We start from the raw sequence: 24,910 nt of genomic DNA, 5'->3' as shown, positions 1-24,910 counted from the left end.
ACAAAAAGCCCCGCCTAATCGGCAGGGCTTTATCATTCGTTACGAGACTGAATTATTCAGCTTCGATAGAAACGAATTTACGGTTCTTAGGACCTTTAACTTCGAATTTCACTTTGCCGTCAGACAGAGCGAAAAGAGTGTGGTCTTTACCGCAACCTACGTTGTTACCAGCGTGGAATTTAGTACCACGTTGACGAACGATGATGTTACCTGCTAGTACAGATTCGCCACCGAAACGCTTAACACCTAGGCGTTTGCTTTCTGAATCACGGCCGTTACGAGTAGAACCGCCAGCTTTTTTGTGTGCCATCTTTAAATTCTCCTGTTATTAAGCGCTGATGCCAGTAATTTTGACTTCAGTGAACCACTGACGGTGGCCCATTTGCTTACGAGAGTGCTTACGACGACGGAACTTAACGATTTTAACTTTATCGCCACGACCGTGAGTAACTACTTCAGCAGTTACTTTACCGCCAGCTACGAAAGGTGCGCCTACAGTTACTTCTTCGCCGTTAGCTACCAGAAGAACTGAATCAAATTCAACGCTTGCGCCAGTTTCAGCGTCTAGTTTTTCTAAGCGAATTGTTTGGCCTTCGCTTACACGGTGTTGTTTACCACCACTTTGGAAAACAGCGTACATGTCTTACTCCGCTAGTCCGCATAGGCCATCTGCCGGGATAAAAATCGGGCAATGGGTATGCGCTTAATCTTGTCATCAATAGGGCGCGAATGTTACGCGAAAACGGGGCTACTGGCAAGCGCTTGTGCAAAGAAAATTGGCGAAAAGCTGCACAAAGATAAAACTCACTGATTTAAACACAATCGAGGTTATGAAGATCGGCGCCATTTGGTGTAGTATTCGAAAAACAATTTTCGCTGCTGATGATTCATGCCTGACTATGCAACTTATTGTGTTGCAGGTATTTATGGCCGCGCTGGCCATAGCTAAATCGCGATTACCGGGCGCTCCGACCCAATGTTGTCGGTATGTCTGAAAAATCAGCTGGCAGGCTTAACAATCCGCGCTTAAGCGGCACTCATTTTTGCTGGATGTACAATGGATTTTAAAGCTATCCAAGCGCTCACTGCCACCGACATGGCAGAGGTCGACGCGAAGATACTGGCGCAACTGAACTCAGAAGTCGCCCTCATCAATCAACTTGGTTTTTACATTGTCAGTGGCGGCGGTAAACGCCTGCGTCCGATGCTGGCAGTGCTGGCGGCCCGTGCGCTGGGTTACGAGGGTGAAAAACACACCACCGCCGCGGCATTCATTGAATTTACCCATACCGCGACCTTGCTGCATGACGACGTGGTTGATGAATCCGACATGCGCCGTGGTAAAGCGACCGCCAATGCCACCTTCGGTAACGCCGCCAGCGTACTGGTAGGTGACTACATCTACACCCGCTCATTTCAGATGATGACCAGCCTGCGATCGCTGCGGATCCTCGACATCATGAGTGAGGCCGTGAATGTGATCGCGGAAGGTGAAGTGCAGCAGCTAATGAACTGCAACGATCCTGATACCACCGAAGACAACTACATGCAGGTGATCTACTCCAAGACTGCCCGCCTGTTTGAAGCCGCTACCCAGATCGCCGCGATCCTGGTTGATGCGCCAGCAGAGATCGAAACCGCGCTGCAGGATTACGGCCGCTACCTGGGTACCGCATTCCAGCTGGTTGACGATGTGATGGATTACACCGCCGACGGTGAGGAAATGGGCAAGAATGTCGGTGACGATCTGGCGGAAGGCAAACCTACCCTGCCGCTGCTGCACGCGATGCGCCACGGTGATCCTGAACAAACGGCGATGATCCGTGAAGCGATTGAACAAGGAAACGGCCTGGATAAACTGGAGCCGATTCTGGCGTGCATGAAAGAGCACGGCTCGCTGGCATACACCCAGCAACGCGCTGAAGAAGAGGCTGAGAAAGCGATTGCCAGCCTGACGGTGATCCCAGACAGTGAATACAAAGCCGCTCTGATTGCACTGGCGCACCTGGCTGTGCACCGCAGCAAGTAATTCGCTTGTTCGGCGAACAGCATTCAAAGCCTGCCTGCGGCAGGCTTTTTTGTTACTTGCCACATGGCGATGCTAAAACGCCAGATCAATCCCAGTCGGTTGGTGTTGCATCCAATCCTCAACCCTAAACCACAATTCTTGATGCGCCTCTAAGGCCGTGTAAGCGCTTTTGCGGCCATTCCCGTAATTTGCCCCCAACCTTCACATCACCGCCTCATGCGGACCTCTACAGCGCTTTTATCACCCTCCCCCTTATGCGTTAGCGCTATAGACGTCAGCTCCGTAGACGTTAGAGCCATAGATATCAGCCTGTAGCCGTTAAGGCCGTATGCGTGAGGCCCATACGCTATAGTTAGTGAGACAAGGATCATTAGGATCCTTGCGGGAGGACACTATGCAAGCCAAAGATCTCAAACCGGGAATGTGGGTCGAATACCAGCAAGGGGTGGCCGAAGTGGTCGATGTGGATCAGGAGCACAATACCGCGATCATTGAAAATATGAGCGATCATCGCCGGATCAATATTAACTGCGGCGATCTAGCTGAACAGCCTCAGCTTCACACCGGTTGCGACAGCTATTATTAAGAGGCTGATAAGACTAAATCAGCGTTCAGAACAAGCGTGTATAGCCCGATAGACAAACGGCCTAAAACCTAAGCCAATGTAGCTTAAACCTTTGTACCGTAAACCTTTGTCGCGTAAACCAAGCGATTTACCGCGTCGCTTCGCCCGGTTCTTAACCTGATTGGATGTCTTGTCATTCTGACAGGTTCCAGCATCTCGCTACGGCCTCTGTGGCGGACTCTCCCACAATAATGTCACAACCGGCTTTACTCCTGACGACCATTCCTTTTTCCAATAAAAAAGCGGCCATGATGGCCGCTTTCGCGTGTTTTATTATAAGACGGGGATTATTTCGCTGCGAACTCTTCACCAATCTTGATATCGCCTTCCAGCGTCGCCAGCATACCTTCCAGCGCTTCTTGCTCGAATGTGCTCAGCGTGCCGTAATCCATCACTTCTTCTACGCCGTTTTTGCCCAGCAGAACGGGTTGTGCGAAGAAGCGAGCGTGTTTGCCATCGCCTTCAACGTATGCACATTCAACAACACCTTGTTCGCCTTGCAGTGCGCGTACCAGAGACAGACCAAAGCGGCATGCAGCCTGACCCATTGACAGTGTCGCAGAACCGCCGCCCGCTTTCGCTTCAACCACTTCAGTACCAGCGTTCTGGATGCGAGGAGTCAGGGCTTTGATTTCTTCTTCGCTGAACTCTACGCCTTCAACCTGAGACAGCAGAGGAAGAATGGTTACGCCAGAGTGACCGCCGATAACAGGCACTTTCACTTGTGTTGGATCCAGGTTCTTCAGCTCAGCCACAAACGTTTCAGAGCGGATCACGTCCAGTGTTGTGATACCGAACAGTTTATTCTTGTCGTACACGCCCGCTTTTTTCAGAACGTCAGCAGCGATAGCAACTGTAGTATTCACTGGGTTAGTGATGATACCCACACACGCGTTCGGACAAACCACGGCAATTTTCTCAGCCAGTGACTTCACGATACCCGCGTTCACGTTGAACAGGTCAGCACGGTCCATACCAGGCTTACGCGCCACACCCGCAGAGATCAGTACTACATCGGCACCTTCCAGTGCTGGAGACGGATCTTCACCGCTATAACCTTTGATCGAAACCGGCGTCGGGATATGGCTAAGATCAACGGCTACACCAGGGGTAACAGGTGCAATGTCGTACAGAGCCAGATCTGAGCCCGCTGGCAGGTGGTTTTTCAGCAATAGCGCCAGAGCCTGACCGATACCACCGGCCGCACCAATTACAGCAACTTTCATGTTCGTTCTCCTTTACGATAGAAGTGTATGATCTTCAGACCTAATCATATGAAATCACACTCGAAAGCCGATTGTGATTTCATATCAAAGGTTATGCAGAAGTTATAGCAAGCTACACCTAAATACAATCAGATGCCACTCGCTTTGCGATATTGCGCAAGCGGAAGAACAAAATGTGCTACATCTGTATAACATTTATTAATTGATGATTGACGAGACGGGTGATAAAAAAGCCGGATACCAGTCAATAATTATGCATATATTTGGCTTATAATGGTGATACATGCACCAATTTGCCTGAACACTGTTTGCTTGCAGCTCAATGGTTGTGCCAGAATACAGCACCCTCGTCCCTGTACATGAACTTTACTTATGCGAAATTCAGATAAACAAGAACGTTTAGTGAAGGCGTTCAAATCGATTCTTAAAGAAGAAAAATTCAGCTCGCAAGGCGAAATTGTTGACGCGCTGAAAGCTCAGGGGTTCGATAACATCAACCAGTCGAAAGTTTCGCGTATGCTGACCAAGTTCGGCGCGGTACGTACCCGCAACGCGAAAATGGAAATGGTCTACTGTCTGCCTGTCGAGCTGGGCGTACCAACCACCAGCAGCCCACTGAAAGAGCTGGTAATGGAAATTGGCTATAACAGCGCGCTGGTCGTTATCCACACCGGCCCGGGTGCTGCGCAAGTTATTGCCCGTCTGCTGGACTCTCTGGGCAAAGCAGAAGGTATTCTGGGTGTGGTTGCCGGTGACGATACCATCTTCATCACACCGACCAATGCCATTTCAACCGAAGAGCTGTATGATTCCGTCTGTCAGCTGTTTGACTACAGCAAATAACCACCCGGATTTCGTATAACTGATACCAGGCAGCCAACCTTTCCCTTCCTTTTCTGCCTGGTATTCATGAGATCCAGCTCACATTCAGACAAACTGTGACCAATTTCAGGCATTTCCCTCAAGATATTGATTAGAATATATAATTATTCTTTGCACTCTGTGTGTCATCAACATTTTCCAGCTCGTCAAATCACAAAAGCAATTAACATAATTTTAAATTTACTGTCTGATTTTGCTATCATTTGGCTGATTTGGATGTGTAATACCTTAGGCGCTACAGACCTTTCGTGCTGAGTTTTACAGCCGATTGTGGTTTTTTACACCAGGCCGCGCGGTGTGATGGAGGAACACGTCATCACTTAAGCGCATACCCGGCAGAAAGAGACCATGACAGGTTAACTGGCCCCTAGATATTTATGCCGTTTCCAGCGATGGAAATGACTTCCCTCTGGGAATAACAACAATTAGGAAGGGACAAACATGGCATTTAAGCAACTCGTCAAAGTCAGTGCTCTGGCAGCCGCAGTCATGACTGCCGGTATGGCTAACGCACAAAGCTTCATCACTATCGGTACCGGTTCTGTGACCGGGGTTTACTACCCGACCGGTGGTGCTATCTGTAAGCTGGTTAACGCCGAGCGTAAAGTTCACAACGTACGCTGCTCGGTCGAATCAACTGGCGGCTCTATCTACAACGTCAACACGATGCGTGCCGGTGAGCTGGATTTCGGCGTGGTTCAGTCTGACTGGCAATACCACGGTTACAACGGCACCAGCCAGTTCGCCGAGCAAGGCCCGTACAAGAAAATGCGTGCAGTCTTCTCTCTGCATACTGAACCTTTCAACATCATTGCCCGTACCGATGCCGGTATCAACAGTGTCGAAGATCTGAAAGGTAAACGCGTTAACATCGGTAACCCGGGTTCTGGTGACCGTGCCACTATGGGCGTGGTCATGGATGCCATGGGCTGGACCAATGCTGATTTTAAACTGGTTTCCGAGCTGAAAGGCTCAGAGCGCTCACAAGCCCTGTGTGACAACAAGATTGACGCCTTTGTTTACGTGGTGGGTCACCCGAACGGTTCCATCAAGGAAGCGACAACCTCTTGTGACGCTAAACTGGTGTCTGCAACCGGCCCCGCCATCGACAAGATTGTGGCTGACAACCCTTACTACGCCAAAAGTACCGTACCAGGTGGCATGTACAAAGGTACCGATCAGGATGTACACAGCTTCGGTGTAGCCGCAACTCTGGTTTCATCGACAGACGTGCCGGATGAAGTGGTTTACGCCGTCGTCAAATCGGTGTTTGAGAATTTCGATACTTTCAAACGCCTGCACCCGGCATTTGCTAACCTGAAACCGGAAAACATGGTCAAAGACGGCCTGTCGATTCCGCTGCACCCAGGCGCAGAGAAGTACTACAAAGAAGCGGGTTACATCAAGTAACTCTTTGAGAAAACAACGCTTCTTTATCCAGCATGCGCCGCTTCCTGCGGCGCATGCTGTTTTTCCCTCATGATTCACAATTCACAACATTTTTAATTCCTTAGCCCATCAAAGAAGGATGATGCATGACGAAGACAACGCAAACGTCGACAGATGTGCAAGATATGGTGGCTCAGGCTGATACTGGGGCAAGAAGCCCGACGGGACTGGCTGGACGTATCTTGTGGCTGGTACCACTGTGTTGGTCGCTGTTCCAACTGTGGTATGCCTCACCGTTACCGTTTATTTTCAATTTTGGTGTATTAAACGATACCGAAGCCCGCTCTATTCACCTTGCATTTGCAATTTTCCTGGCCTTTACCGCCTACCCGGCTTTGGCCCGCTCCCCCCGCGACCGTATTCCGTTACTGGACTGGGTCTTTGCCCTGGCCGGCAGTTTCTCGGCCGCTTACCTGTTTCTGTTTTACACCGAGCTAGCAGGCCGTTCCGGTGCCCCGACCCAAATGGATATTGTGGTCGCCGTTACCGGGATGATCCTGCTACTGGAAGCCACCCGCCGTGCTCTGGGGCCACCACTGATGGTGGTCGCCGGGATGTTCCTGCTCTACACCTTCGGTGGCCCGTATATGCCGGAGGTCATTGCCCATAAAGGGGCGAGCCTGAACAAGGCCATGTCGCACCTGTGGCTGACCACCGAAGGGGTGTTTGGTATCGCTGTCGGGGTATCGACCTCGTTCGTGTTCCTGTTTGTCCTGTTTGGTGCCATGCTGGAGCGTGCCGGAGCCGGGGCTTACTTCATTAAAGTGGCATTCTCCCTGCTGGGTCATATGCGCGGCGGCCCAGCCAAAGCGGCGGTAGTAGCGTCCGGTTTGTCAGGACTGGTCTCGGGCTCATCGATCGCCAATGTCGTAACGACCGGCACCTTTACCATCCCACTGATGAAAAAGGTCGGCTTTCCCGGCACCAAGGCCGGGGCCGTGGAAGTGGCCGCCTCAACAAATGGCCAGCTGACTCCGCCTATCATGGGAGCAGCAGCATTCCTGATGGTCGAGTATGTCGGAATTTCGTATGTCGAGGTGATCAGGGCTGCACTATTGCCCGCACTGATTTCCTATATCGCCCTGATTTATATCGTCCACCTCGAAGCGTGTAAGGCCGGAATGTCCGGGCTGCCGCGTCGCTACAAGCCAACGCTGGCGCAGAGCCTGCTGTCGTTTACCGGCACCATCCTCGGGCTGATCGTGATCAGCGCCGCCGTTTACTATGGCGTGGGCTGGACGAAAACCGTCTTTGGTGCTGCCGCAACGCCGCTGATCGGGGCAATCGTACTGATTGCTTACGTGGCATTGGTCAGGATATCAGCCCGTTACCAGGATCATACCCTGGAAGACCCGAATGCCGAGCTGACGGAAGTGCCAGATCCGGGACCGACGCTTAAGTCCGGCCTCTACTTTCTGTTACCCATTGTGGTGCTGGTATGGTGTCTGACGGTTGAGCGTTTTTCACCGGGTCTATCCGCATTCTGGGCCACCGTCTTTATGATCTTTATTCTGCTGACCCAGCGCCCGCTGCTGGCCTTCTTCAATCAGGAAAGTTCGCTGGCTGATGCCGCAAAAGTCGGTGTCATCGACCTGCTGGAAAGCCTGGTCAGCGGTGCGCGAAATATGATTGGAATCGGGGTGGCCACCGCCGCCGCCGGTATTGTGGTTGGGGTGGTCACCCTGACCGGTATTGGCCTGGTGATGACGGAGTTTGTCGAATTCATCTCCGGGGGCAGCATTATCCTGATGTTGGTGTTTACTGCGGTGATCAGCCTGATCCTGGGGATGGGCCTGCCGACAACCGCCAACTACATCGTGGTCTCGACCCTGATGGCCCCGGTCATCGTCACACTGGGCGCTCAGCACGGCCTGATCATTCCGCTAATTGCCGTTCACCTGTTCGTGTTCTACTTCGGAATTCTGGCCGATGATACACCACCGGTGGGGCTGGCCGCCTTTGCCGCGGCCGCGATTGCCAAAAGCGATCCGATCCGAACCGGTTTACAAGGTTTTGCCTATGACATCCGGACCGCCATCCTGCCGTTCATGTTTATCTTCAACACCCAGCTGTTGTTGATGGACATCGACTCCTGGTGGCATCTCGGCCTCACTGTCGGGTCAGCTATTCTGGCCATGCTCACGTTCTCTGCCGCCACCCAGGGATGGTGGTTTACCCGCACCAAGTGGTGGGAAGTGGCGGCACTGCTGCTGATCACCTTCTCGCTGTTCCGTCCGGGGTTCTGGTGGGACATGGTCTACCCGCCCAAACATGAAATGCCGGGCGTGCTGATTGCCGATGCCGCCGATAAGCTGGCAATCGGCGAGACTCTGGAGCTGCAGGTCAGTGGCGAAACTCTGGATGGCAAGCAAGTTTCCAAGCATGTCATGCTGCCGTTTGCAGAAGGCGCGATCACGCCGGAAGACCGTATCGCCTCAACCGGCCTGATGCTGCGTCAGGACGGTGACAAAATGCTGGTTGATATGGTGGAGTTCGGCAGTCCGGCTGAACAGGCCGGGATTGATTTTGACTGGGAGATCACAGCCGTCAGCCTGCCTGCCGTACGACCGATGAAAGAGTGGGTGTTCATTCCAACTCTGGCGCTGCTGGCCTTACTTGGCTGGAATCAGCGTCGCCGGGCGAAAAAACTCGGCCATCTCTGATGATCAGGGCCGCTCGCTGCATCACAAAAGCAGCGGCCCAGCTTGGTATACACTTTAGGAAATATCCCCTTCCTGTTGGTGCAAGAGGACACTATGTATAAGCACATTCTGGTTCCCGTTGATCTGAACGATCAGGGGTTTGCCGACAAAGCGGTAGAAACCGCCGTGTGGCATGCCCGACAAAGCAATGCCACGCTGCACCTGATTAATGTCCTGCCGGGCATTCATATGGCCATGGTATCCAGCTATTTTCCCAAAGATGCCGCGCGGAAAATGCTGCAAGATACCCAGCAACAACTCAAAGTGTTTGCCGGTAACTGTATCCCGCCGGATATTGTGCACCATCAGCATGTCACCGAGGGTAAAACCTGGACCACCATTCTCGATTACGCCGAGCGGGTGGGCGCTGATCTGATCATCATGCCCAGCCACAAACGATCCAGAGTCGACAAAGTCATGCTGGGATCCGTGGCGGCCAAAGTCGTAGAGAACTCACCGATTCCGGTTTTGGTACTCAAACCGCAAGGCCATCTGGAAGAGAGCGAATCCGACGCTTGATGGTGCCCTGTCCGTCGACCGTCCCGGCGGTGTGTTGAGCCCCCCCCTGATATATAAACTCAGCTCAACGCGCTCAACGCCTCCTACAATCAAAAAGCCCGCAACGATGCGGGCTTTTGCTCAACAGACAGAACCATTAACCATGGCGGTGTGGCAGCGTTGCCGCTTTATCCACTACGGCTGACGATGATCATAGCCCCAGCGGGGCACCAGACCTTGCTCAACCCCAAGATGGTCCAGAATACGCGCGACCATGAAATCCACCAGATCCTCAATGCTCTGCGGCTGATGGTAGAAGCCCGGTGCCGCTGGCATGATAGTGGCCCCCATCTGAGACAGCTTGAGCATGTTTTCCAGGTGCAGGGTCGAAAACGGGGTTTCCCGTACCACCAGCAGCAACTGCCCGCGCTCTTTGAGCACCACATCCGCTGCCCGCTCCAGCAGGTTATCCGACAAGCCGTGAGCCACGGATGCCAGCGTTCCGGCCGAGCACGGACAGACCACCATCTGTTTCGGAGCCGCAGAGCCAGAAGCCACCGGCGAAAACCAGTCTTCTTTACCGCAGACCGTCAGCTTGTCACCGTGACAGCCCAGATGGTTAACCAGCACCTGTTTGGCCGCGTCCGGCCCTGCCGGTAACTTCAGGCCATGTTCGGTGGCCAGCACCACCCGGGCGGCCGATGAGATCAGCAGAAAAACATCGTAATCGGCCGCCAGCAGGCATTCCAGCAGGCGCAAGCCATATGGCGCACCAGAAGCGCCCGTCCAGGCCAGGGTAATACGTTTGTCGTTATTCACCGGTCTCACCTTAGTTTGCACCTTGGTTTGCCGCGGAGTTACGACCCACTTCTGAGCAGGAGGATTTTTCACTCAGGGCAGCCAGTAGCTTACCGTGAATACCACCAAACCCGCCGTTACTCATCACCAGAATATTGTCGCCCGGCTGCGCGGCGGTCACAATACTCGCCACCAGACGATCCAGATCGGCATCGGTTGTCGCAGGTTGCTCACACAGCACGGCAATCTCGTCAACGGACCACGGAATGTTGTCCGGCTGATAGATGAACACTTCGTCAGCCGCCGCCAAGGCTGGAGCCAGATCCTGCTTATGCACACCCAGCTTCATGGTATTCGAGCGCGGTTCCAGTACCGCCAGGATCCGCTGCTCACCAACTTTGGCACGCAGCCCTCCCAAGGTCAGCTCTACCGCAGTCGGGTGATGCGCAAAGTCGTCATACACACGCACCCCGTTAATCTCACCTTTCAGCTCCAGTCGGCGCTTGGTGTTGATAAATTTCCCCAGCGCCTCGCACGCCAGATCCGGTGTTACCCCAACATGTCGGGCAGCCGCAATCGCCATCAGCGCATTATTGACGTTGTGATCGCCAATCAATTCCCAGTTGACGGTTCCTACCAACTGGTCATCCAGGTAGACATCAAACCGGCTGCCGGCATCATCTTGCTTACTTGCCCGCCAATAGCCATCCTCACCGATGTATTCCAGCTCACTCCAGCAACCCATCTCCAGCGTCTGGTCAATCGCCGGCACACCCTTCGGTGCCAGAATTCGACCATTCCCCGGCACAGTGCGTACCAAATGATGAAACTGACGCTGAATCGCCGCCAGGTTGTCAAAAATATCTGCGTGATCGAACTCGAGATTGTTCATTATGAGCGTTCGTGGTCGATAATGAACAAACTTAGAACGCTTATCGAAAAAAGCACTATCGTATTCGTCCGCCTCGACGACGAAAAACATACTTTCACCTAACCGCGCGGAAACGCCGAAGTTTCCGAGCACGCCACCGACCAGAAAACCCGGCTGATAGCCGCAATCTTCCAGGATCCAAGCCAGCATACTGGCTGTAGTGGTCTTACCATGGGTACCGGCCACGGCCATCACCCAACGGTCATGCAGCAAAATTTCCTGCAACCATTGCGGCCCCGAGGTATAGCGGAGGTTGTTGTTCAGCACATACTCCACACAGGGATTTCCGCGGCTCATCGCATTGCCGACCACCACCAGATCAGGTGCAGGGTTTAATTGAGCAGGATCATACCCCTCAATAATTTCAATACCTTGAGACTCAAGCAGAGTGCTCATTGGCGGGTAAACATTCGCATCACAGCCTGTCACTTTATGACCCAGCTGACGGGCGAGAACCGCCGCTCCGCCCATAAATGTGCCGCAAATTCCTAAAATGTGGATGTGCATAACTTTCGGCTCACTCGGTAAACAATATAAATTTCACGCTACTGCGTTACTTCAGTACCATAAAAAAGATCTTTATATACAATTCTTTAATTGCGAATAGACCACACTATTAAGCAGGCGTCTGCCAAATCGGGTATCAAAATGCTCCGCAGAGACATTGTACCCGACATAAATGCCCCAATGACAACATGATGCAAGGATTGTATATGTCCGATATTAGAACCCTTGGTGAGTTCATTGTCGAGAAACAAACTGACTTCCCCCACGCCAGCGGCGAACTGTCTTCGCTATTAGGTTCAATCAAACTGGCGGCCAAAATCGTCAACCGTGAAATCAACAAAGCAGGTCTGGTTGATATTACCGGTTCGATCGGCGGCCAGAATGTACAAGGGGAAGAGCAACAGAAACTCGATGTGTACGCCAACGATAAGTTCAAAGCTGCCCTTGAAGCCCGTGATCAAGTGTGTGGTGTAGCGAGTGAAGAAGAAGACGAAGCTGTCGCCTTCAACAAAGAGCTCAACCGCAATGCCAAGTACGTTGTTTTGATGGACCCACTGGATGGTTCTTCGAATATTGACGTAAACGTTTCCGTCGGTACGATCTTCTCTATCTACCGCCGCGTTTCTCCGGTGGGTACCCCTCCAACGGAAGAAGATTTCCTGCAGCCGGGCCACCGCCAGGTTGCTGCCGGTTACATCATTTATGGTTCATCTACCATGCTGGTTTACACAACCGGCAACGGTGTACACGGCTTTACCTACGACCCGTCTCTGGGTGTTTTCTGCCTGTCGCACGAGAACATGCGCATTCCTGAAGAAGGCCGCATTTACTCCATCAACGAAGGTAACTATTTCCGCTTCCCTATGGGCGTGAAGAAGTACATCAAATACTGCCAGGAGAATGTGCCGGAAGATCACCGTCCGTACACCTCTCGCTACATCGGCTCTCTGGTCGCGGACTTCCACCGTAACCTGCTGAAAGGCGGCATCTACCTGTACCCAAGCACTGCGACGCACCCTCAGGGTAAACTGCGTCTTCTTTATGAATGTAACCCAATGGCGTTCCTGATTGAGCAGGCGGGTGGTATCGCTTCTGACGGCAGTCGTCGCATCATGGACATTGAACCGACCGAACTTCACCAGCGGGTGCCGTTCTTTGTCGGATCGACCCCGATGGTCCGAAAAGTCGAAGCATTCCTCAAAGAATTCCCTGAACAGGAATAATCTGCAAAAACAGGCTGCCAATGCAGCCTGTTTTTTTGCATAATCACCCCCCTCACACTTCCGGCCTGTCCAAGCCTGCCGGAGGGCGTTGCGATTAGACAACGAATCGGCGATGTTGGTATTATAATTTCCAAACATCACCGCAAATAGTTAACTAAATAAAGGAAGAAACAATGAGCCTGAATCAGGTACCAGCTGGTAAAGACATTCCAGAAGATATCTACGTGGTTATCGAAATCCCGGCAAACGCAGATCCAATCAAATACGAAGTCGACAAAGACTCTGGCGCAGTATTCGTGGATCGTTTCATGTCTACGCCAATGTTCTACCCATGTAACTACGGCTACGTGAACCACACGCTATCTCTGGACGGCGACCCAGTTGACGTACTGGTTCCGACTCCATTCCCACTGGTTCCGGGTTCAGTGATCCGCTGCCGTCCAGTTGGCGTTCTGAAGATGACTGACGAATCTGGTGAAGATGCGAAAGTTGTTGCTGTACCACACAGCAAGCTGACAAAAGAATACGACCACATCCAGGACGTAAACGACCTGCCAGAACTGCTGAAAGCGCAGATCACTCATTTCTTCGAGCGTTACAAAGAGCTGGAAGCGGGCAAGTGGGTTAAAGTTGACGGCTGGGCTGACGCTGCTGCAGCTAAAGCGGAAATCCTTGAGTCATTCAAGCGCGCTCAGGAAAAATAATCCTGAAGAAAGCCGGGCATCAAGCCCGGCTTTTTTTATACTTGATCCTGTAGCCCATGCCGTTACCGGATGCACAACCCCCACCGCTAACGCAGGCAAAAACACCGGAGTCTCCCCATGAAACAACGTATCCCCGGAGCCCTGATCGCCCTCGTCTGTTGGAGCGGACTGACACTCCCGGTCGCCGCGGAAGTGGTTTCCCCGGCCGAATTCTGGCAAACCTATCAGGCTCAGCCAAGTAATCCGCCACTGATTGTCGATGTTCGCACCCCGGCAGAATTTGCCGACGGTCACTTGCCCGGCGCCATCAATATTCCGTTTGATGACATCAAACAACTGACATCACTGGAACCCGATACCTCGCGGCCAATTATGCTGTACTGCCAGTCAGGACGCCGCTCAGGCATAGCAGAAGCTGAGCTGGCAAAACTGGGGTATACCCAGCTCTACAACGGTGAGAATTACCAGGCACTCGACGCCGCCATGCCCATGCGATAATAAAAAACCCGGCTCACAGGCCGGGTTTTTCGCTTTTGGTTCTGATGACTGAGACGATGATGTAAAGCCCTCAGGTTAAACCACGCTACACTGCTTGTCGCACTATCCGGCCACACCAGTCACCGCCGACAATCAGCGGCAGGCCGACCACAGTCTGCTGGTAGAGATAAACAAACGCGTCACCATAAGGTGTGGTCACAGTCGCCCGATCATACACCTCCGGGTACTCCTCCAGCTCATCAAGATCCCGCAGGATTGTCCGGTCAATCTCATAGACCTCCCCCACCAGCTGAGCACCACCTGCGGCCTGAACGGCTGCCGGGTAAGGCCCCAGATCATACAGGCAGTACCCGTAAGGCAAAGTATGCAGCCCCAGCAATGTCGCCTGACGAAGCAGGGAGTGGTTAGACTCCCCGTGTCGCAGGGTCCCGTAGACAAAAACCCTCACCGTCCCTTACTCCTGTTAGTTAAATTCGAACTGGTACAGCAGGTCGACCGCACTGTCGAGGCCTGACACCACTTCCACATAGAGATCTTTCATCAGGCGGTAACGCACCGTGAATTCCCCTATCGAGTTGAAGATCCCGACACCGTATTTGACCTGCAGCCCCGGCGCGATGTAACCACTGATCGTCACCTGGGAGTCATCGCCCGAACCGGCCGTATCCAGCGACAAGTCCTGCACCCCAAATGCCTCACCGATGTTACCCACCAGCTGGCCGCCCTGTGCCAGACCCATACTGATCAGAGCCATGGTCATCGCATCGCCGCTGTTCGACTCGCTGTCGAGATCCCGGCCACGCAGGATGTAAGACAGCGCGTTCTGCTGCGGCATCGCCGGATCCGAGAAAATGTCCGCCTTCGGATTATCCGCCGGGCCGGTTACCCGGATCCCTGCAATCACATCGTCCTCGATATTTTCCGGATCGCGAATCGCCTCAATCGACAAGTATGGCTGATCTGCCGGACCATTAAACAGCAGCTGGCCTTTGCGGATCACCAGTGTCTGGCCAAAGGAGCGGTAAGTACCGTCCTTCAGGTTCACCTCACCGAAGACCTGCGGCCCTTTATCATTCTGGCGGACATTCAGATCCCCCACCAGGTTAGATTTCAGGCCAAACGCACTCAGGCGTACATCATCCCCGATGCGAACCAGCACATTGGTTTTCACCGAGAACGGCATGGCTGACTCTTTTTCTACCGGCTTGAGATCTGCCGTCAGCAGGATCTCATCATCGGAAACGGCAACGGCAGATTCCGGCAGCTGATCCACGGTAATGCGGCCCCACGGAATTTCAACTTTACCCGTAATTTCAGCCTGTTGCGGACCGGCTTTGATGGTCAAATCCGGGCTCACACGCACGGCCAGCATCGGCGGCATGTTAACTTCCAGTTCGCGGCCATTAACCCGCAACTGAGTAGCCCAGTTCGCCATATCCCGCCAGTTGGCATCACCGGCCAGAGCCAGATTACCGTCCGGCGTCACAATCTTACCGTTCAGCTGAGCCTGATAACCCGAGAAGGTCGCCGTGATATCGGCATTCTTGATATCCAGTGGCACTTTACGGCCAATGGCCTGCACCTTGCTGACTTTCACCAGACCGTTAACCGCAGGGTGCATTGCCGGGCCCGACAGGTTCAGGTTGGCGTCAATCTGGCCACCGAACTTATCGTAATCCGCCACCAGCGGCTGCAGGAAGTCCAGCATAAAGCGATCCAGCTTCAGGTTGGCCTCTATCTGCTGTTCACCGGTCAGCTGAGTTACCCGTGCGCGGCCACTCAGATCGCCATTGTCTTTCACGGCAATCAGCCAGTCGGCGTTGAGCACATCCTGCTTCACTTCAGCATTCAGGGTTACCTTATCCCAGCCCAGCATCATTGGCTGCCCGTCCGGCTCGCTCTTTTGCTTCACAAAACCAGCAGGCAGGGCAATGTTGGCCTGAACAAAAGGAGCAGAGTTCGGTGCCCAGGTCGCATCCACATGCGCACCCAGCGCGCCCTGCAATTCCACGTTCTCCGGCAGGAATGGCTTGATAATGGCAAAGTCGAAGTTATTCACGGCCAGCTTGGCACGCCCGCTGGCCCCCGCCGTCAGGTTTTCACTCAGGCACAGCGCAGACTTATCCTGCTTCCAGCAGTGCGCCGCAACCGTCGCAAGCTGAGTCTTGAACTGGTAACCAATCGGGGTCGAGCGATCCAGCTTCCACGGCCCAATCTCAGTATCAATTTCACCTTTTTCCAGACGCCCCTGCCAGCCCTGTTCGCGGTTAAGAGCCCCGGTCAGCCGCAAATCGGCACTGACCGGCTCGGCGTCCATCTTCAGCGTCAGCTCATGGCGTTGTTCGGTTCCACGGAAAATCAGTGCCAAATTCGCCAGGTTGAAGGTGTCAAACCGGCCGTCTGAGGCCAGCACCTGCAGATCCGCATCCAGCGCGGGCATCGGCTTCACTTTGCCTTTAATCGTCAGTTTTTCGAGATTGGCCAAATCCTGCCATCCCAACGCCTGGCCGGTCAGATCCAAAGCCAGATCCGGCTCTGCCATTTTACCTCTGACATCCACCCGTCCCTGTACTTTCCCGCGTAGCCCCGGCATTGACTGCGCCAGGTTCGGCGCATCAATGATCGCCAACATATCCCAGGTGTCGCTCAGGTTACCTTTCGCCAGCAAACCATTCGGACCATGCTTAATTGACAGTCCCGGCGTATTGAAGGTCAGGTTACCCTTGCCGCTGCGGTCGCTGGCGGACAGCTCGCCTTTCATATCCAGGCGCTGATCCATGACGATACCGTCCACCGTCAGCGCAGGCAGTTCGACATACCAGCCGCCCTGTTTGGTCAGGCCACCGGAGGTTTTCAGCTTCCCGCTGATATCACCCGGTACATCCGGCCACTCCAACCCCGGTTGAATATGGCTGAACGCCAGTTCACCCTGCCAGTTCACCAAATCTTTCCAGCTGGCTGACGCACTACCCGAGACCGTGCCGCCCAGCGTTTCGACCATCAGCCGGCTCAGGGCGACATCATTCAGAGAGCCTTTCCCCTGCAGATCGGCCTTAACTGCCGGCATCGGTTTCCCGTCGATGTTACTCTTCAGGCTGAAGCTGTAACCGGATAGCTTCCCTTTTGCTGTCAGAGATGTGTCCTTGACGGTAAATTCCGCATCGCTGTCAATCGGCCACTGGATATTTTTACTGCTGACACTGACATCAAACGGTAGATCAGGGTCCAACGGTGACAGCTGGCCTTTCACCAGGGCATCAATGGTACCGCTCAGGCTGGCATCCAGCCCCAGTTTAACGGCACTGCCGGACGCTTTCAGCGCCAGCTTGTGCCCCGCCAGCGGTGCCATGGCGACATCCAGTTTCGCGTCCAGCGTCAGCGGATAATCCCCACTCAGGGTCACATTCGCTTTCGCGTCCAGTGTCCCCTGCGGGGCTTTGAGCACCAGCTTATCAATTTGCACTTCACTGCCTACGGTCGACGCCACCAGATCCAGCAGCTCCACCTTTTGCGGCGCTTCGCCCTCAAGGCTGAAGGACTTCACGGTAAAGCGTTCGACTGCAATATTCAGCGGAATCACCACTTCCGGCAACACGATCGGCTGAGGCTCACTCTGCTCAACAATCTCCGCTGCCGCGGAAGCATTTTCGGCCGCCGGTGCCAGTGATACCGAGACACCGTCCCAGTCAGTCGGCATGATAGTGACCTGATTCCCTTCCATCTTGGCAGCAGTACTGAATGTGTCCCAGGCAATCTTGTTGCCCAGAATATCCAGCGCCACATCGTTCAGCGCAATACGGTCAATCGAGATTGGCAACGGCAGCGTAATGGTGGTCACCGGTTCGCTGGCCGGCTCTTCCTCTTCTGACGGCGGCGGTACTTCCGGCATGCTGAAGAGGGTACCGTCAATGGCCAGCTCTTTCACGCACACCGCGGGTGTCAGCAGACATCCATCATCGATCGTCAATCCGAGGCGGTTCACCGCCAGATCAAGCGCACCGTCCTGATAGCGCACCTGCTCCAGCGCAAAGCCCTTCATCAGGCTCCCGCTGCTGCTGCCAACCGAAAGGGCCGGTAACGCTTTCTGGGCGCCCCACAGCGCGACCTTGATCCCGGCCGGTGTGTAAAGCAGCGCGGCAATCGCAATCACCAGCACCAGTAACAAGGCCAGTAAAGCCAAGGTTAGTCGTTTTACCCAAATCATATCTCTGGCCCCAAAACAAAGTGCAGTTGGAACTTATCCTTGTCTTTATCCAGTCCCCAGGCAAAGTCCACCCGCACCGGGCCGACAGGTGATGCCCAACGAACCCCGACCCCGGCACCAGCCAGCCAGTCCGGGCTGTCATTCCAGGCCGAGCCATAGTCATAAAAGACCGCGCCCCACCAGTTGCCGTACACCCGGTACTGGTATTCAGCCGTGGAAGTAAGCATATACTTACCGCCGCGCAGCCTACCTTCGCTGTCGCGTGGAGCAATGGACTCATAACTGTAGCCACGCAGGCTGTTATCACCCCCGACGAAGAAACGCATGGAAGGAGGAACATCTTCCAGACGGTCGGCAAACACGGCCCCGCCGTCAATGCGGACCAGGCCGCGGTGATCTTCCGCCCAGCTCCGGATCCAGGCAGAACGTCCACGTAAATGGAACAGGCGAGTGTCCGATCCCAGCGCTGGGTCAGAATACTCCATGGAAATCATTTGCTTGTCGCCCCAGGTTGGCATCGCACCACCTCGAACCCGGGTACGGTCATAGCTCAACCCCGGCAACACCATCGCCAGCACGCCGCTTTCTTCCGCGCCCTGGTTATAGTCTTCATACAGTACCCGTAAGGAAGCCACCCGTTTCCAGTTGCTATCGAGGCGCCAGTGACGCTCCAGACCCAGACTGTACTCGGTGCTGACCGTGTCATGGTTGTCGACATAGCGAATCCCGCCCACTACCTGGTAGTAGTCATTCAGAACATCATCCAACGGAATTTTGTAGACAGCCTCAATTTTCGGCTGGACCGTGGACAACTCCGTTTTGACATCCAGACTGTGCCCGGCACTGTTCAGCCATGGCTTGTGCCAGTTCATTTTCAGTCGCACCCCGACATCGGTTGAGTAACCGATACCGGTTTCAACCTGATTCCGTACCTGCGGGCTGAGCACGACATTGACCGGGATCTCCTCGTCATGACGCTGCGCAACGGCCCCGCCGACGAAAATGGAAGAGAACCAGCCAACATTGGACAAACGCTGGTTAAATTCCCCCAGCGAGGAAGCCAGATACGGATCCCCCTCTTCGTAAGGGATCAATGATTCGAGACGATCCAGATCAATCTGGCTGCCTTTAAAGGTGGTCTTGCCAAAGTGGTAACGCGCTCCACTGGCAAACTCGATCGTGATATAGGCTTCATTTCGGCTGGGAGCCACCTCCATCCGGCTGGTCAACAGCTCGGCATCAAAATAGCCTTTCCGCAGAGCCAGACTACTGAGCGAGGATTTGAGCGATTCATATTTTCCGTGATTCAGCGTTTTTCCCAGCCCCAGCCCGCTGTTGCGGACCAGTTCGATGACATCCGGATCATCTTGGGCATCACCGGTGATCTGAATATCACTTTTGGCGATCACGGTTTTTGGCCCTGGTTTGATGACCACTTTCAGGACGCTGTTATCGCCGTCGACGGAATCTGTGAAGGATATCGTGGGGTTATAGCGCCCCAGCGCCTTCAGCGCATCGCGAATTTCGCCTTCCAGTTGCTGCCGAAAGCGAAGTGATGTGCTGTAGTCCTTCTCCGGAATGGCTGACACATAGGCATCAACATTGTCCTTCAACTTCCCTTTAACACCAGTAATTTCCAATGACGTCGCGGCGGAAACCGGAAGCGTAACGGATAGCGCAAACGCGGCGAGACTGTACCGCATAACATGTGTCTTCATTCTTATGACTTCATTTTTAGGATCTTCGTGTTATTTTTTTGCCTTGAGCAGTGTTAATTCTGACAAAGCCACGACTTAACTGCCAACATTTTGACAGGAAATAGCAAGGATGTTGATTGTCATTCCGGATTCCTCTACCTTGAGAGCAAATGATGACGTAAAAAGGAATGAACAATGTCTTCTGATAAGCTCAACATGCCAACGGCTGAAACGGCGTTAATCGGCCGGGCAACCCCTATTTTGCCAACCAGTGCGCATGCAGTAAATGGCACTGAACTCGATGACACCATCCCAGCCGGCCACGAAGTCCTGACGGTAGGGATGGGGTGCTTCTGGGGTGCTGAGCGGCTGTTCTGGAAACAACCCGGCGTGTACAGCACTGCCGTAGGTTACAGCGGCGGCTTAACACCGAACCCGACCTATGAAGAAGTGTGTACCGGTAAAACCGGCCATGCCGAAGTGGTACGGATTATTTTTGACCCGGTAGTGATCAGCTTAGATGAGTTGCTGACGCTGTTCTGGGAAAATCATGACCCGACTCAGGGAATGCGCCAGGGGAATGATATGGGGACACAATACCGCTCTGTCGTGTATACCCATTCAGACGAACAGACCGCCGCCGTGACCGACAGTATGGCGCGCTATCAGGCCGCGTTGGGTAGTCACCCCATCACAACGGAAATTGCCCCGGCGGGGAACTTCTATTTTGCTGAAGATTACCATCAGCAATATCTGGCCAAAAACCCGGATGGTTACTGCGGACTGGGTGGCACCGGTATCTGCATGCCACCTCAGTTTAAATAACGGTTACATCCCTTCTGCGGTCAACAGCTGAATTTCACGGTTCACTTCGCTTAACACGTTCAATGCTTTCTTATCGTGTTTTTTGGGCGGAAGCAGTCGACCGCAGTCAAACTCAAAACCACCGATACCGGAAATGAAGACCCGCCCACGGAAGTAATTTTTCACGTGGCGGGCAACTTGTGTCGGACGATAATGTTTAAAAATTCTCAGCATGATTCCCTCACAAACAGCCCTTATCTAATTGACCGTATAAACGGCATATAGGTTCAGTTATCCCTTATTCTTTTCACTATCCTTCCCCAAACAAGTATCAGCACATTTCGTGCCAACCACTTTCTGTTTGTATCGAAAGCAAAAACGGTATCGGCTTGTATGCTGTGTGCATTCTGAGAGCCATTTCGCATTGCTAGGGAGCTGTGATGCGGCTCAAATTTTAACAACTGGTTTTACCAGTTATCGTTATCCCTTCTAAGATAATGATGCGTCTAATAATTAATGGAATACGAATCATGAAAAAGAAGTTTCTGTGGGCTGTCGTCGCAGCATGCTTACCAGGGGTTGCACTGGCTCATAACCTGACCGTTGGTCAACCACTACCAACCGTATCCGTGGCCGATAAAGGGGAGCTGATGCTCCAAAATGGGGAGATCCACTATCAGGCATGGAGCAGCCAGCAACTGGACGGTAAAGTGCGGGTTATTCAGGCGATCGCCGGGCGTAGCTCCGCTAAAGAGCTGAATGCAGAACTAATGGCGGCCATCACTACAGCCAAATTCCCGCAAGACAAATACCAGACCACCACTATCATTAACCAGGATGACGCCATTTGGGGCACCGGCAGCTTTGTGAAGTCCTCCGCCGAAGACAGCAAAAAAGCGTTTTCATGGTCTTCGATGGTACTGGATGCCAATGGCCGTGTTCATCAGAGCTGGGATCTGGCCAAAGAAAACTCGGCCATTATTGTGCTGGATAAAGACAGCAAGGTCCTGTTTGTGAAAGAAGGCAAACTGAGCGCGGGTGAAGTCAAAGAAGCCCTGAAGCTGGTCAGTACGCACCTTTAATCCATTCCATATCAACCAGCACCGCATCACTGTATGCGGACAGCCCGCAACGACGGCATTTTCACCGCGCTTTGACTTTTAGGCCATGACCACCCGGAAATGTGATGTTATATTGTTACACATCTCTGAGGCATGGCTTTTTTAACGACTCGACAAGATGCGAAACGGACACCGACATCTGTTCAAATGGCTGGGACTGTGCACGCTGCTCATCATACTTGGGCCGCTCAGTCTGTTACATCACATCGAAGCCAGCCTGGATCACCATCACCGTCCGGATTGTACTATCTGTCATCTGGCGCTGGATGCCATTGCTCCTGATAGTATCTCACTGCCTCTCCCCACGATTCAGTACCCGCCACTGATTGCCGGTGCTGCACAGCACCTGCCGGGCCAACCGGCTTCGCCAACAGCCCGTTCACCACCCCAACCTGTCTGAACTCTTTTTTATTCTTACATTCGTTTAGACAGGACATACCATGAAAAACTCTTTTGCTTTACCTGCCTTAGCCATGTTGGCCGCAGGTGCTTTTCCTTACGCGTCTGCCGTTGCTGAAGGACACTTTCACCAACATGATGCCCATGTTCATGGCGTCGTGACATTCAACCTGGCACAGGATGGCAACGAACTGCTGGTAGAAATTACCGCACCGGGCGCTGACATCGTCGGATTTGAACATGAACCCAGTAGCCTCGATGACAAGGAAAAGCTAGCCCGGGCATTAGCGACACTGCAAACACCGGATACGCTGCTGTCATTCCCCTCAGCAGCAAACTGTCAGCTGACTCAGGCCGAGGCGACAGAAACGCTGACGCATCGCTCTCATGATGAGCATGAGCATGAGCATGAGCATGAGCATGAGCATGAGCATGGCGAGTTTAGCGCGCAATTCCTCTATCAGTGCAACAACATGGCAGGGTTAACGTACCTGGAGCTGCACTGGTTCGAGCAATTCCCGGCAACCGAGCAGGTGAACATCAACGCCTTCACCGCCAAACAACAAAAAGCGGCTACGCTCAAACCAGGCCAGCCACGCTTTCATTTTTAACGAGTGAGATAACGAAAATGGGGGGCTCGTCCCCCATTGTTCAGGATGCATTATGACGATTATTGAGATCAGTGACTTAACGTTTCACTGGCCGAAACAGCCGACCTTGCTTGACATCCCGTCCCTGACAATCCGCCGGGGAGAAAAAACCTTCCTGAAAGGCCCGAGCGGCAGCGGAAAGTCCACCCTGCTGAGCCTGCTGGCAGGCATCAATCTTCCTACCACAGGCACCATCCGGCTTCTGGATCAGCCATTTAGCTCACTGTCAGCAACCCAGCGGGATCGATTCCGGGCGGACAATATGGGCTATATTTTTCAGATGTTTAACTTGTTGCCTTATCTATCCGTTATCGACAATGTACTGTTACCCTGCCGGTTTTCAGACAGCCGCAGGCAGCTCCTCAATGGACAATTACCACAAGAAGCGCGTCGTCTGCTGACACAATTACACCTGCCTGATGCATGCCTTCACCGCCCGGTCAGCACACTAAGCATCGGGCAGCAACAACGTGTCGCGGCAGCCCGCGCATTAATCGGACGCCCACCTCTACTTATTGCCGATGAGCCCACTTCCGCGTTGGATCATGACAATCGGGAAGCCTTCATCAATCTTCTGATGGAAGAATGTGAGCGACAAAACATGACACTACTGTTTGTCAGTCATGATGCCTCACTGGAACATCTGTTTGATCGCCACCTTAGCCTGAGCAGCCTCAACCGGGCCACAGGAGAATACGCATGACTGCGATAATCCGCCTGGCTTGGCAAAGCCTGCTGAACCGTAAAGCAACCGCTGTACTCACCATCCTTACCGTGGCAATTTCGGTCAGCCTGCTCTTAGGCGTAGAAAAAATCCGAACCCAGGCTAAAGCCAGCTTCGCCAACACCATATCAGGGACAGACCTGATTGTCGGGGCCCGTTCGGGCCAGGTGAATCTGCTGTTGTATTCAGTGTTCAGGATAGGTAACGCCACCAATAATATTGACTGGCAAAGCTATCAGAATATTCGCCAACATCCCGCTGTCGACTGGGCCATCCCAATCTCACTCGGCGATTCACACCGGGGATACCGGGTGATTGGCACCACCCCCGATTATTTCCGCTATTATCGTTACGGCCAGAAACAGTCACTTGTTCTGGCCCAAGGCCGTGCGTTTGAGACCCTGTTTGACACTGTATTAGGGTCAGAGGTGGCAAAGAAGCTCAACTATCAAATTGGTGATGAAATCATCATTGCCCATGGCATCAGCGATAAAGCCTTCAATCGACACGACAACCTGCCCTTTAAGGTTGTCGGGATTCTTGCCCCCACTGGTACGCCTGTCGATCGCAGTGTTCATGTCTCACTCCCGGCCATTGAAGCTATTCATGTCGGCTGGGAAAGCGGGGCACGGTTAGGCCATACGCCGACGGCCGAATCACTATCACAAGCTCAGTTTGAGCCCAAACAGATCACGGCGCTTTTCCTCGGGCTGAAATCACGGATCCAGGCCTTCTCTCTGCAACGCACCATTAATAGCTATCCCTCAGAGCCTCTGAGTGCAATTATGCCAGGTATCGCATTACATGAGCTCTGGGGCATGATGTCCATCGCAGAGCAGGCACTGCTGGCGGTTTCAGGCTTCGTGGTCATCGCAGGTCTGATGGGTATGCTGACCAACCTGCTGACCAGCCTGAATGAACGGCGGCGGGAAATGGCCATCTTACGTGCCATGGGCGCTCGCCCTGTGCATATTTTTTTCCTGCTGATCAGTGAAGCAACGGTGATCACCGCGGCAGGCATTTTGTCCGGTATCGGATTACTCTATCTGGCAATGGCCATTGCTCAACCGATTCTCCAAACCCAATTCGGAATGGTTCTTTCGCTCTCCGCGCCGACGGCTTATGAATACTTCCTGCTCGGTATGGTGCAAATCGCAGGCATGCTCGCAGGATTTATCCCTGCACTTCAGGCATTTCGACATTCTCTATCTGATGGCATGACTATAAAGGTTTAATCTT

Annotated in this window: 24 protein-coding genes; 15 read left to right on the top strand and 9 right to left on the bottom strand. The window is 53.3% G+C overall.

The annotated features are described in order from the left end of the window. Positions 1–52: 52 nt before the first annotated feature. Entirely contained in the window at positions 53–310 is a 258-nt protein-coding gene (gene rpmA / locus PGW97_RS01785; protein WP_036750185.1) for a 50S ribosomal protein L27, read from the bottom strand. A gap of 18 nt (positions 311–328) precedes the next feature. Further along, positions 329–640 carry a 50S ribosomal protein L21 gene (gene rplU, locus PGW97_RS01780; protein ID WP_047880949.1) on the bottom strand — a complete coding sequence of 104 codons (312 nt, stop codon included), beginning with the start codon at positions 638–640 and terminating at the stop codon, positions 329–331. Positions 641–1,057: 417 nt separating this feature from the next. Between rplU and ispB the strand changes: the two genes are divergently transcribed. Together ispB and PGW97_RS01770 are read left to right on the top strand one after the other, a co-directional pair. After that, positions 1,058–2,029, top strand: coding sequence for an octaprenyl diphosphate synthase (ispB, locus tag PGW97_RS01775; RefSeq protein WP_047883676.1), 972 nt, complete (start codon positions 1,058–1,060; stop codon positions 2,027–2,029). Positions 2,030–2,423: 394 nt separating this feature from the next. Further along, positions 2,424–2,615, top strand: coding sequence for a hypothetical protein (locus PGW97_RS01770; protein WP_217391761.1), 192 nt, complete (start codon positions 2,424–2,426; stop codon positions 2,613–2,615). A 326-nt stretch (positions 2,616–2,941) separates the two neighbouring features. Here PGW97_RS01770 and mdh read toward each other — a convergent pair whose 3' ends face one another. After that, on the bottom strand, positions 2,942–3,880 hold the full coding sequence (gene mdh, locus PGW97_RS01765) for a malate dehydrogenase (protein WP_047883674.1): 939 nt from the start codon (positions 3,878–3,880) through the stop codon (positions 2,942–2,944). A 372-nt stretch (positions 3,881–4,252) separates the two neighbouring features. On the opposite strand from mdh, the gene argR reads away from it, so the two are divergent. The 4 genes from argR to PGW97_RS01745 all read left to right on the top strand — a co-directional run bounded on the left by argR (position 4,253) and on the right by PGW97_RS01745 (position 9,432). Beyond that, positions 4,253–4,723, top strand: coding sequence for a transcriptional regulator ArgR (gene argR, locus PGW97_RS01760; RefSeq protein ID WP_047883673.1), 471 nt, complete (start codon positions 4,253–4,255; stop codon positions 4,721–4,723). 480 nt (positions 4,724–5,203) lie between these two features. Further along, positions 5,204–6,172 carry a TAXI family TRAP transporter solute-binding subunit gene (locus PGW97_RS01755; protein WP_047883672.1) on the top strand — a complete coding sequence of 323 codons (969 nt, stop codon included), beginning with the start codon at positions 5,204–5,206 and terminating at the stop codon, positions 6,170–6,172. A gap of 125 nt (positions 6,173–6,297) precedes the next feature. Then, on the top strand, positions 6,298–8,874 hold the full coding sequence (locus tag PGW97_RS01750) for a TRAP transporter permease (protein WP_273858350.1): 2,577 nt from the start codon (positions 6,298–6,300) through the stop codon (positions 8,872–8,874). A gap of 93 nt (positions 8,875–8,967) precedes the next feature. Further along, complete coding sequence (locus PGW97_RS01745) at positions 8,968–9,432, top strand: universal stress protein (RefSeq protein WP_047883670.1); 465 nt, start codon at positions 8,968–8,970, stop codon at positions 9,430–9,432. Between the two features lie 174 nt (positions 9,433–9,606). Here PGW97_RS01745 and PGW97_RS01740 read toward each other — a convergent pair whose 3' ends face one another. Next, on the bottom strand, positions 9,607–10,230 hold the full coding sequence (locus tag PGW97_RS01740; protein WP_047883669.1) for a flavin prenyltransferase UbiX: 624 nt from the start codon (positions 10,228–10,230) through the stop codon (positions 9,607–9,609). A gap of 10 nt (positions 10,231–10,240) precedes the next feature. Continuing rightward, on the bottom strand, positions 10,241–11,647 hold the full coding sequence (gene mpl, locus PGW97_RS01735) for a UDP-N-acetylmuramate:L-alanyl-gamma-D-glutamyl-meso-diaminopimelate ligase (protein ID WP_047883668.1): 1,407 nt from the start codon (positions 11,645–11,647) through the stop codon (positions 10,241–10,243). A 206-nt stretch (positions 11,648–11,853) separates the two neighbouring features. Between mpl and fbp the strand changes: the two genes are divergently transcribed. The 3 genes from fbp to PGW97_RS01720 all read left to right on the top strand — a co-directional run bounded on the left by fbp (position 11,854) and on the right by PGW97_RS01720 (position 14,072). Further along, positions 11,854–12,870, top strand: coding sequence for a class 1 fructose-bisphosphatase (fbp, locus tag PGW97_RS01730; protein WP_047883667.1), 1,017 nt, complete (start codon positions 11,854–11,856; stop codon positions 12,868–12,870). Positions 12,871–13,043: 173 nt separating this feature from the next. Next, entirely contained in the window at positions 13,044–13,574 is a 531-nt protein-coding gene (gene ppa / locus PGW97_RS01725; protein ID WP_047883666.1) for an inorganic diphosphatase, read from the top strand. A 117-nt stretch (positions 13,575–13,691) separates the two neighbouring features. Further along, positions 13,692–14,072 (top strand): rhodanese-like domain-containing protein, encoded by a 381-nt coding sequence (locus PGW97_RS01720; protein WP_047883665.1) that lies wholly within the window; start codon positions 13,692–13,694, stop codon positions 14,070–14,072. A gap of 85 nt (positions 14,073–14,157) precedes the next feature. Here PGW97_RS01720 and PGW97_RS01715 read toward each other — a convergent pair whose 3' ends face one another. Genes PGW97_RS01715 through tamA form a run of 3 tightly spaced genes read right to left on the bottom strand, consistent with a single transcriptional unit; the run spans position 14,158 to position 19,994 of the window. Next, positions 14,158–14,520, bottom strand: a complete 363-nt coding sequence (locus PGW97_RS01715) for a gamma-glutamylcyclotransferase family protein (protein ID WP_047883664.1) — start codon at positions 14,518–14,520, stop codon at positions 14,158–14,160. Positions 14,521–14,535: 15 nt separating this feature from the next. Continuing rightward, a complete protein-coding gene (gene tamB, locus PGW97_RS01710; protein WP_273858343.1) occupies positions 14,536–18,276 on the bottom strand; it encodes an autotransporter assembly complex protein TamB in 3,741 nt (1,246 codons plus the stop codon). Next, positions 18,273–19,994 (bottom strand): autotransporter assembly complex protein TamA, encoded by a 1,722-nt coding sequence (tamA, locus tag PGW97_RS01705; protein ID WP_273858341.1) that lies wholly within the window; start codon positions 19,992–19,994, stop codon positions 18,273–18,275. The genes tamB and tamA overlap by 4 nt, the downstream gene beginning before the upstream one ends. A gap of 174 nt (positions 19,995–20,168) precedes the next feature. Here tamA and msrA point away from each other — a divergent pair, with 174 nt between their 5' ends. After that, positions 20,169–20,798, top strand: a complete 630-nt coding sequence (gene msrA / locus PGW97_RS01700; RefSeq protein WP_047883661.1) for a peptide-methionine (S)-S-oxide reductase MsrA — start codon at positions 20,169–20,171, stop codon at positions 20,796–20,798. Positions 20,799–20,801: 3 nt separating this feature from the next. On the opposite strand, the gene PGW97_RS01695 is transcribed toward msrA, so the two are convergent. Further along, positions 20,802–21,011 carry a DUF1107 domain-containing protein gene (locus tag PGW97_RS01695; protein ID WP_047883660.1) on the bottom strand — a complete coding sequence of 70 codons (210 nt, stop codon included), beginning with the start codon at positions 21,009–21,011 and terminating at the stop codon, positions 20,802–20,804. Positions 21,012–21,307: 296 nt separating this feature from the next. On the opposite strand from PGW97_RS01695, the gene PGW97_RS01690 reads away from it, so the two are divergent. The 5 genes from PGW97_RS01690 (at position 21,308) to PGW97_RS01670 (ending at position 24,906) form a co-directional block, all read left to right on the top strand. After that, entirely contained in the window at positions 21,308–21,859 is a 552-nt protein-coding gene (locus PGW97_RS01690) for a YtfJ family protein (protein WP_273858338.1), read from the top strand. A 157-nt stretch (positions 21,860–22,016) separates the two neighbouring features. Beyond that, positions 22,017–22,298: a hypothetical protein gene (locus PGW97_RS01685; RefSeq protein WP_273858336.1), complete on the top strand. Its 282-nt coding sequence runs from the start codon at positions 22,017–22,019 to the stop codon at positions 22,296–22,298. Positions 22,299–22,338: 40 nt separating this feature from the next. Continuing rightward, entirely contained in the window at positions 22,339–22,908 is a 570-nt protein-coding gene (zrgA, locus tag PGW97_RS01680; RefSeq protein WP_273858335.1) for a zinc uptake protein ZrgA, read from the top strand. Between the two features lie 52 nt (positions 22,909–22,960). Further along, positions 22,961–23,650, top strand: coding sequence for an ABC transporter ATP-binding protein (locus PGW97_RS01675; RefSeq protein ID WP_047883656.1), 690 nt, complete (start codon positions 22,961–22,963; stop codon positions 23,648–23,650). After that, complete coding sequence (locus PGW97_RS01670) at positions 23,647–24,906, top strand: ABC transporter permease (protein WP_273858333.1); 1,260 nt, start codon at positions 23,647–23,649, stop codon at positions 24,904–24,906. Before PGW97_RS01675 ends, PGW97_RS01670 begins: the two co-directional genes overlap by 4 nt. Positions 24,907–24,910: the final 4 nt, after the last annotated feature.

Source organism: Photobacterium sp. GSS17, assembly GCF_028621875.1.
Taxonomy (GTDB): Bacteria; Pseudomonadota; Gammaproteobacteria; order Enterobacterales; family Vibrionaceae; genus Photobacterium; species Photobacterium ganghwense.
Note: the sequence above shows the minus strand (reverse complement) of the source record. Positions and strands in the feature narration are given on the sequence as shown.

Excerpts from the sequence above, each read along its gene's own strand:
- PGW97_RS01755 (WP_047883672.1), top strand. The coding sequence starts at position 5,204 with ATGGCATTTAAGCAACTCGTCAAAGTCAGTGCTCTGGCAGCCGCAGTC.
- zrgA (WP_273858335.1), top strand. The coding sequence starts at position 22,339 with ATGAAAAACTCTTTTGCTTTACCTGCCTTAGCCATGTTGGCCGCAGGT.
- mdh (WP_047883674.1), bottom strand. The coding sequence starts at position 3,880 with ATGAAAGTTGCTGTAATTGGTGCGGCCGGTGGTATCGGTCAGGCTCTG.
- rpmA (WP_036750185.1), bottom strand. The coding sequence starts at position 310 with ATGGCACACAAAAAAGCTGGCGGTTCTACTCGTAACGGCCGTGATTCA.
- ppa (WP_047883666.1), top strand. The coding sequence starts at position 13,044 with ATGAGCCTGAATCAGGTACCAGCTGGTAAAGACATTCCAGAAGATATC.
- argR (WP_047883673.1), top strand. The coding sequence starts at position 4,253 with ATGCGAAATTCAGATAAACAAGAACGTTTAGTGAAGGCGTTCAAATCG.
- PGW97_RS01770 (WP_217391761.1), top strand. The coding sequence starts at position 2,424 with ATGCAAGCCAAAGATCTCAAACCGGGAATGTGGGTCGAATACCAGCAA.
- rplU (WP_047880949.1), bottom strand. The coding sequence starts at position 640 with ATGTACGCTGTTTTCCAAAGTGGTGGTAAACAACACCGTGTAAGCGAA.
- msrA (WP_047883661.1), top strand. The coding sequence starts at position 20,169 with ATGTCTTCTGATAAGCTCAACATGCCAACGGCTGAAACGGCGTTAATC.
- ispB (WP_047883676.1), top strand. The coding sequence starts at position 1,058 with ATGGATTTTAAAGCTATCCAAGCGCTCACTGCCACCGACATGGCAGAG.
- PGW97_RS01745 (WP_047883670.1), top strand. The coding sequence starts at position 8,968 with ATGTATAAGCACATTCTGGTTCCCGTTGATCTGAACGATCAGGGGTTT.
- tamB (WP_273858343.1), bottom strand. The coding sequence starts at position 18,276 with ATGATTTGGGTAAAACGACTAACCTTGGCTTTACTGGCCTTGTTACTG.
- fbp (WP_047883667.1), top strand. The coding sequence starts at position 11,854 with ATGTCCGATATTAGAACCCTTGGTGAGTTCATTGTCGAGAAACAAACT.
- mpl (WP_047883668.1), bottom strand. The coding sequence starts at position 11,647 with ATGCACATCCACATTTTAGGAATTTGCGGCACATTTATGGGCGGAGCG.
- tamA (WP_273858341.1), bottom strand. The coding sequence starts at position 19,994 with ATGAAGACACATGTTATGCGGTACAGTCTCGCCGCGTTTGCGCTATCC.
- PGW97_RS01750 (WP_273858350.1), top strand. The coding sequence starts at position 6,298 with ATGACGAAGACAACGCAAACGTCGACAGATGTGCAAGATATGGTGGCT.
- PGW97_RS01675 (WP_047883656.1), top strand. The coding sequence starts at position 22,961 with ATGACGATTATTGAGATCAGTGACTTAACGTTTCACTGGCCGAAACAG.
- PGW97_RS01720 (WP_047883665.1), top strand. The coding sequence starts at position 13,692 with ATGAAACAACGTATCCCCGGAGCCCTGATCGCCCTCGTCTGTTGGAGC.
- PGW97_RS01690 (WP_273858338.1), top strand. The coding sequence starts at position 21,308 with ATGAAAAAGAAGTTTCTGTGGGCTGTCGTCGCAGCATGCTTACCAGGG.
- PGW97_RS01695 (WP_047883660.1), bottom strand. The coding sequence starts at position 21,011 with ATGCTGAGAATTTTTAAACATTATCGTCCGACACAAGTTGCCCGCCAC.
- PGW97_RS01685 (WP_273858336.1), top strand. The coding sequence starts at position 22,017 with ATGCGAAACGGACACCGACATCTGTTCAAATGGCTGGGACTGTGCACG.
- PGW97_RS01670 (WP_273858333.1), top strand. The coding sequence starts at position 23,647 with ATGACTGCGATAATCCGCCTGGCTTGGCAAAGCCTGCTGAACCGTAAA.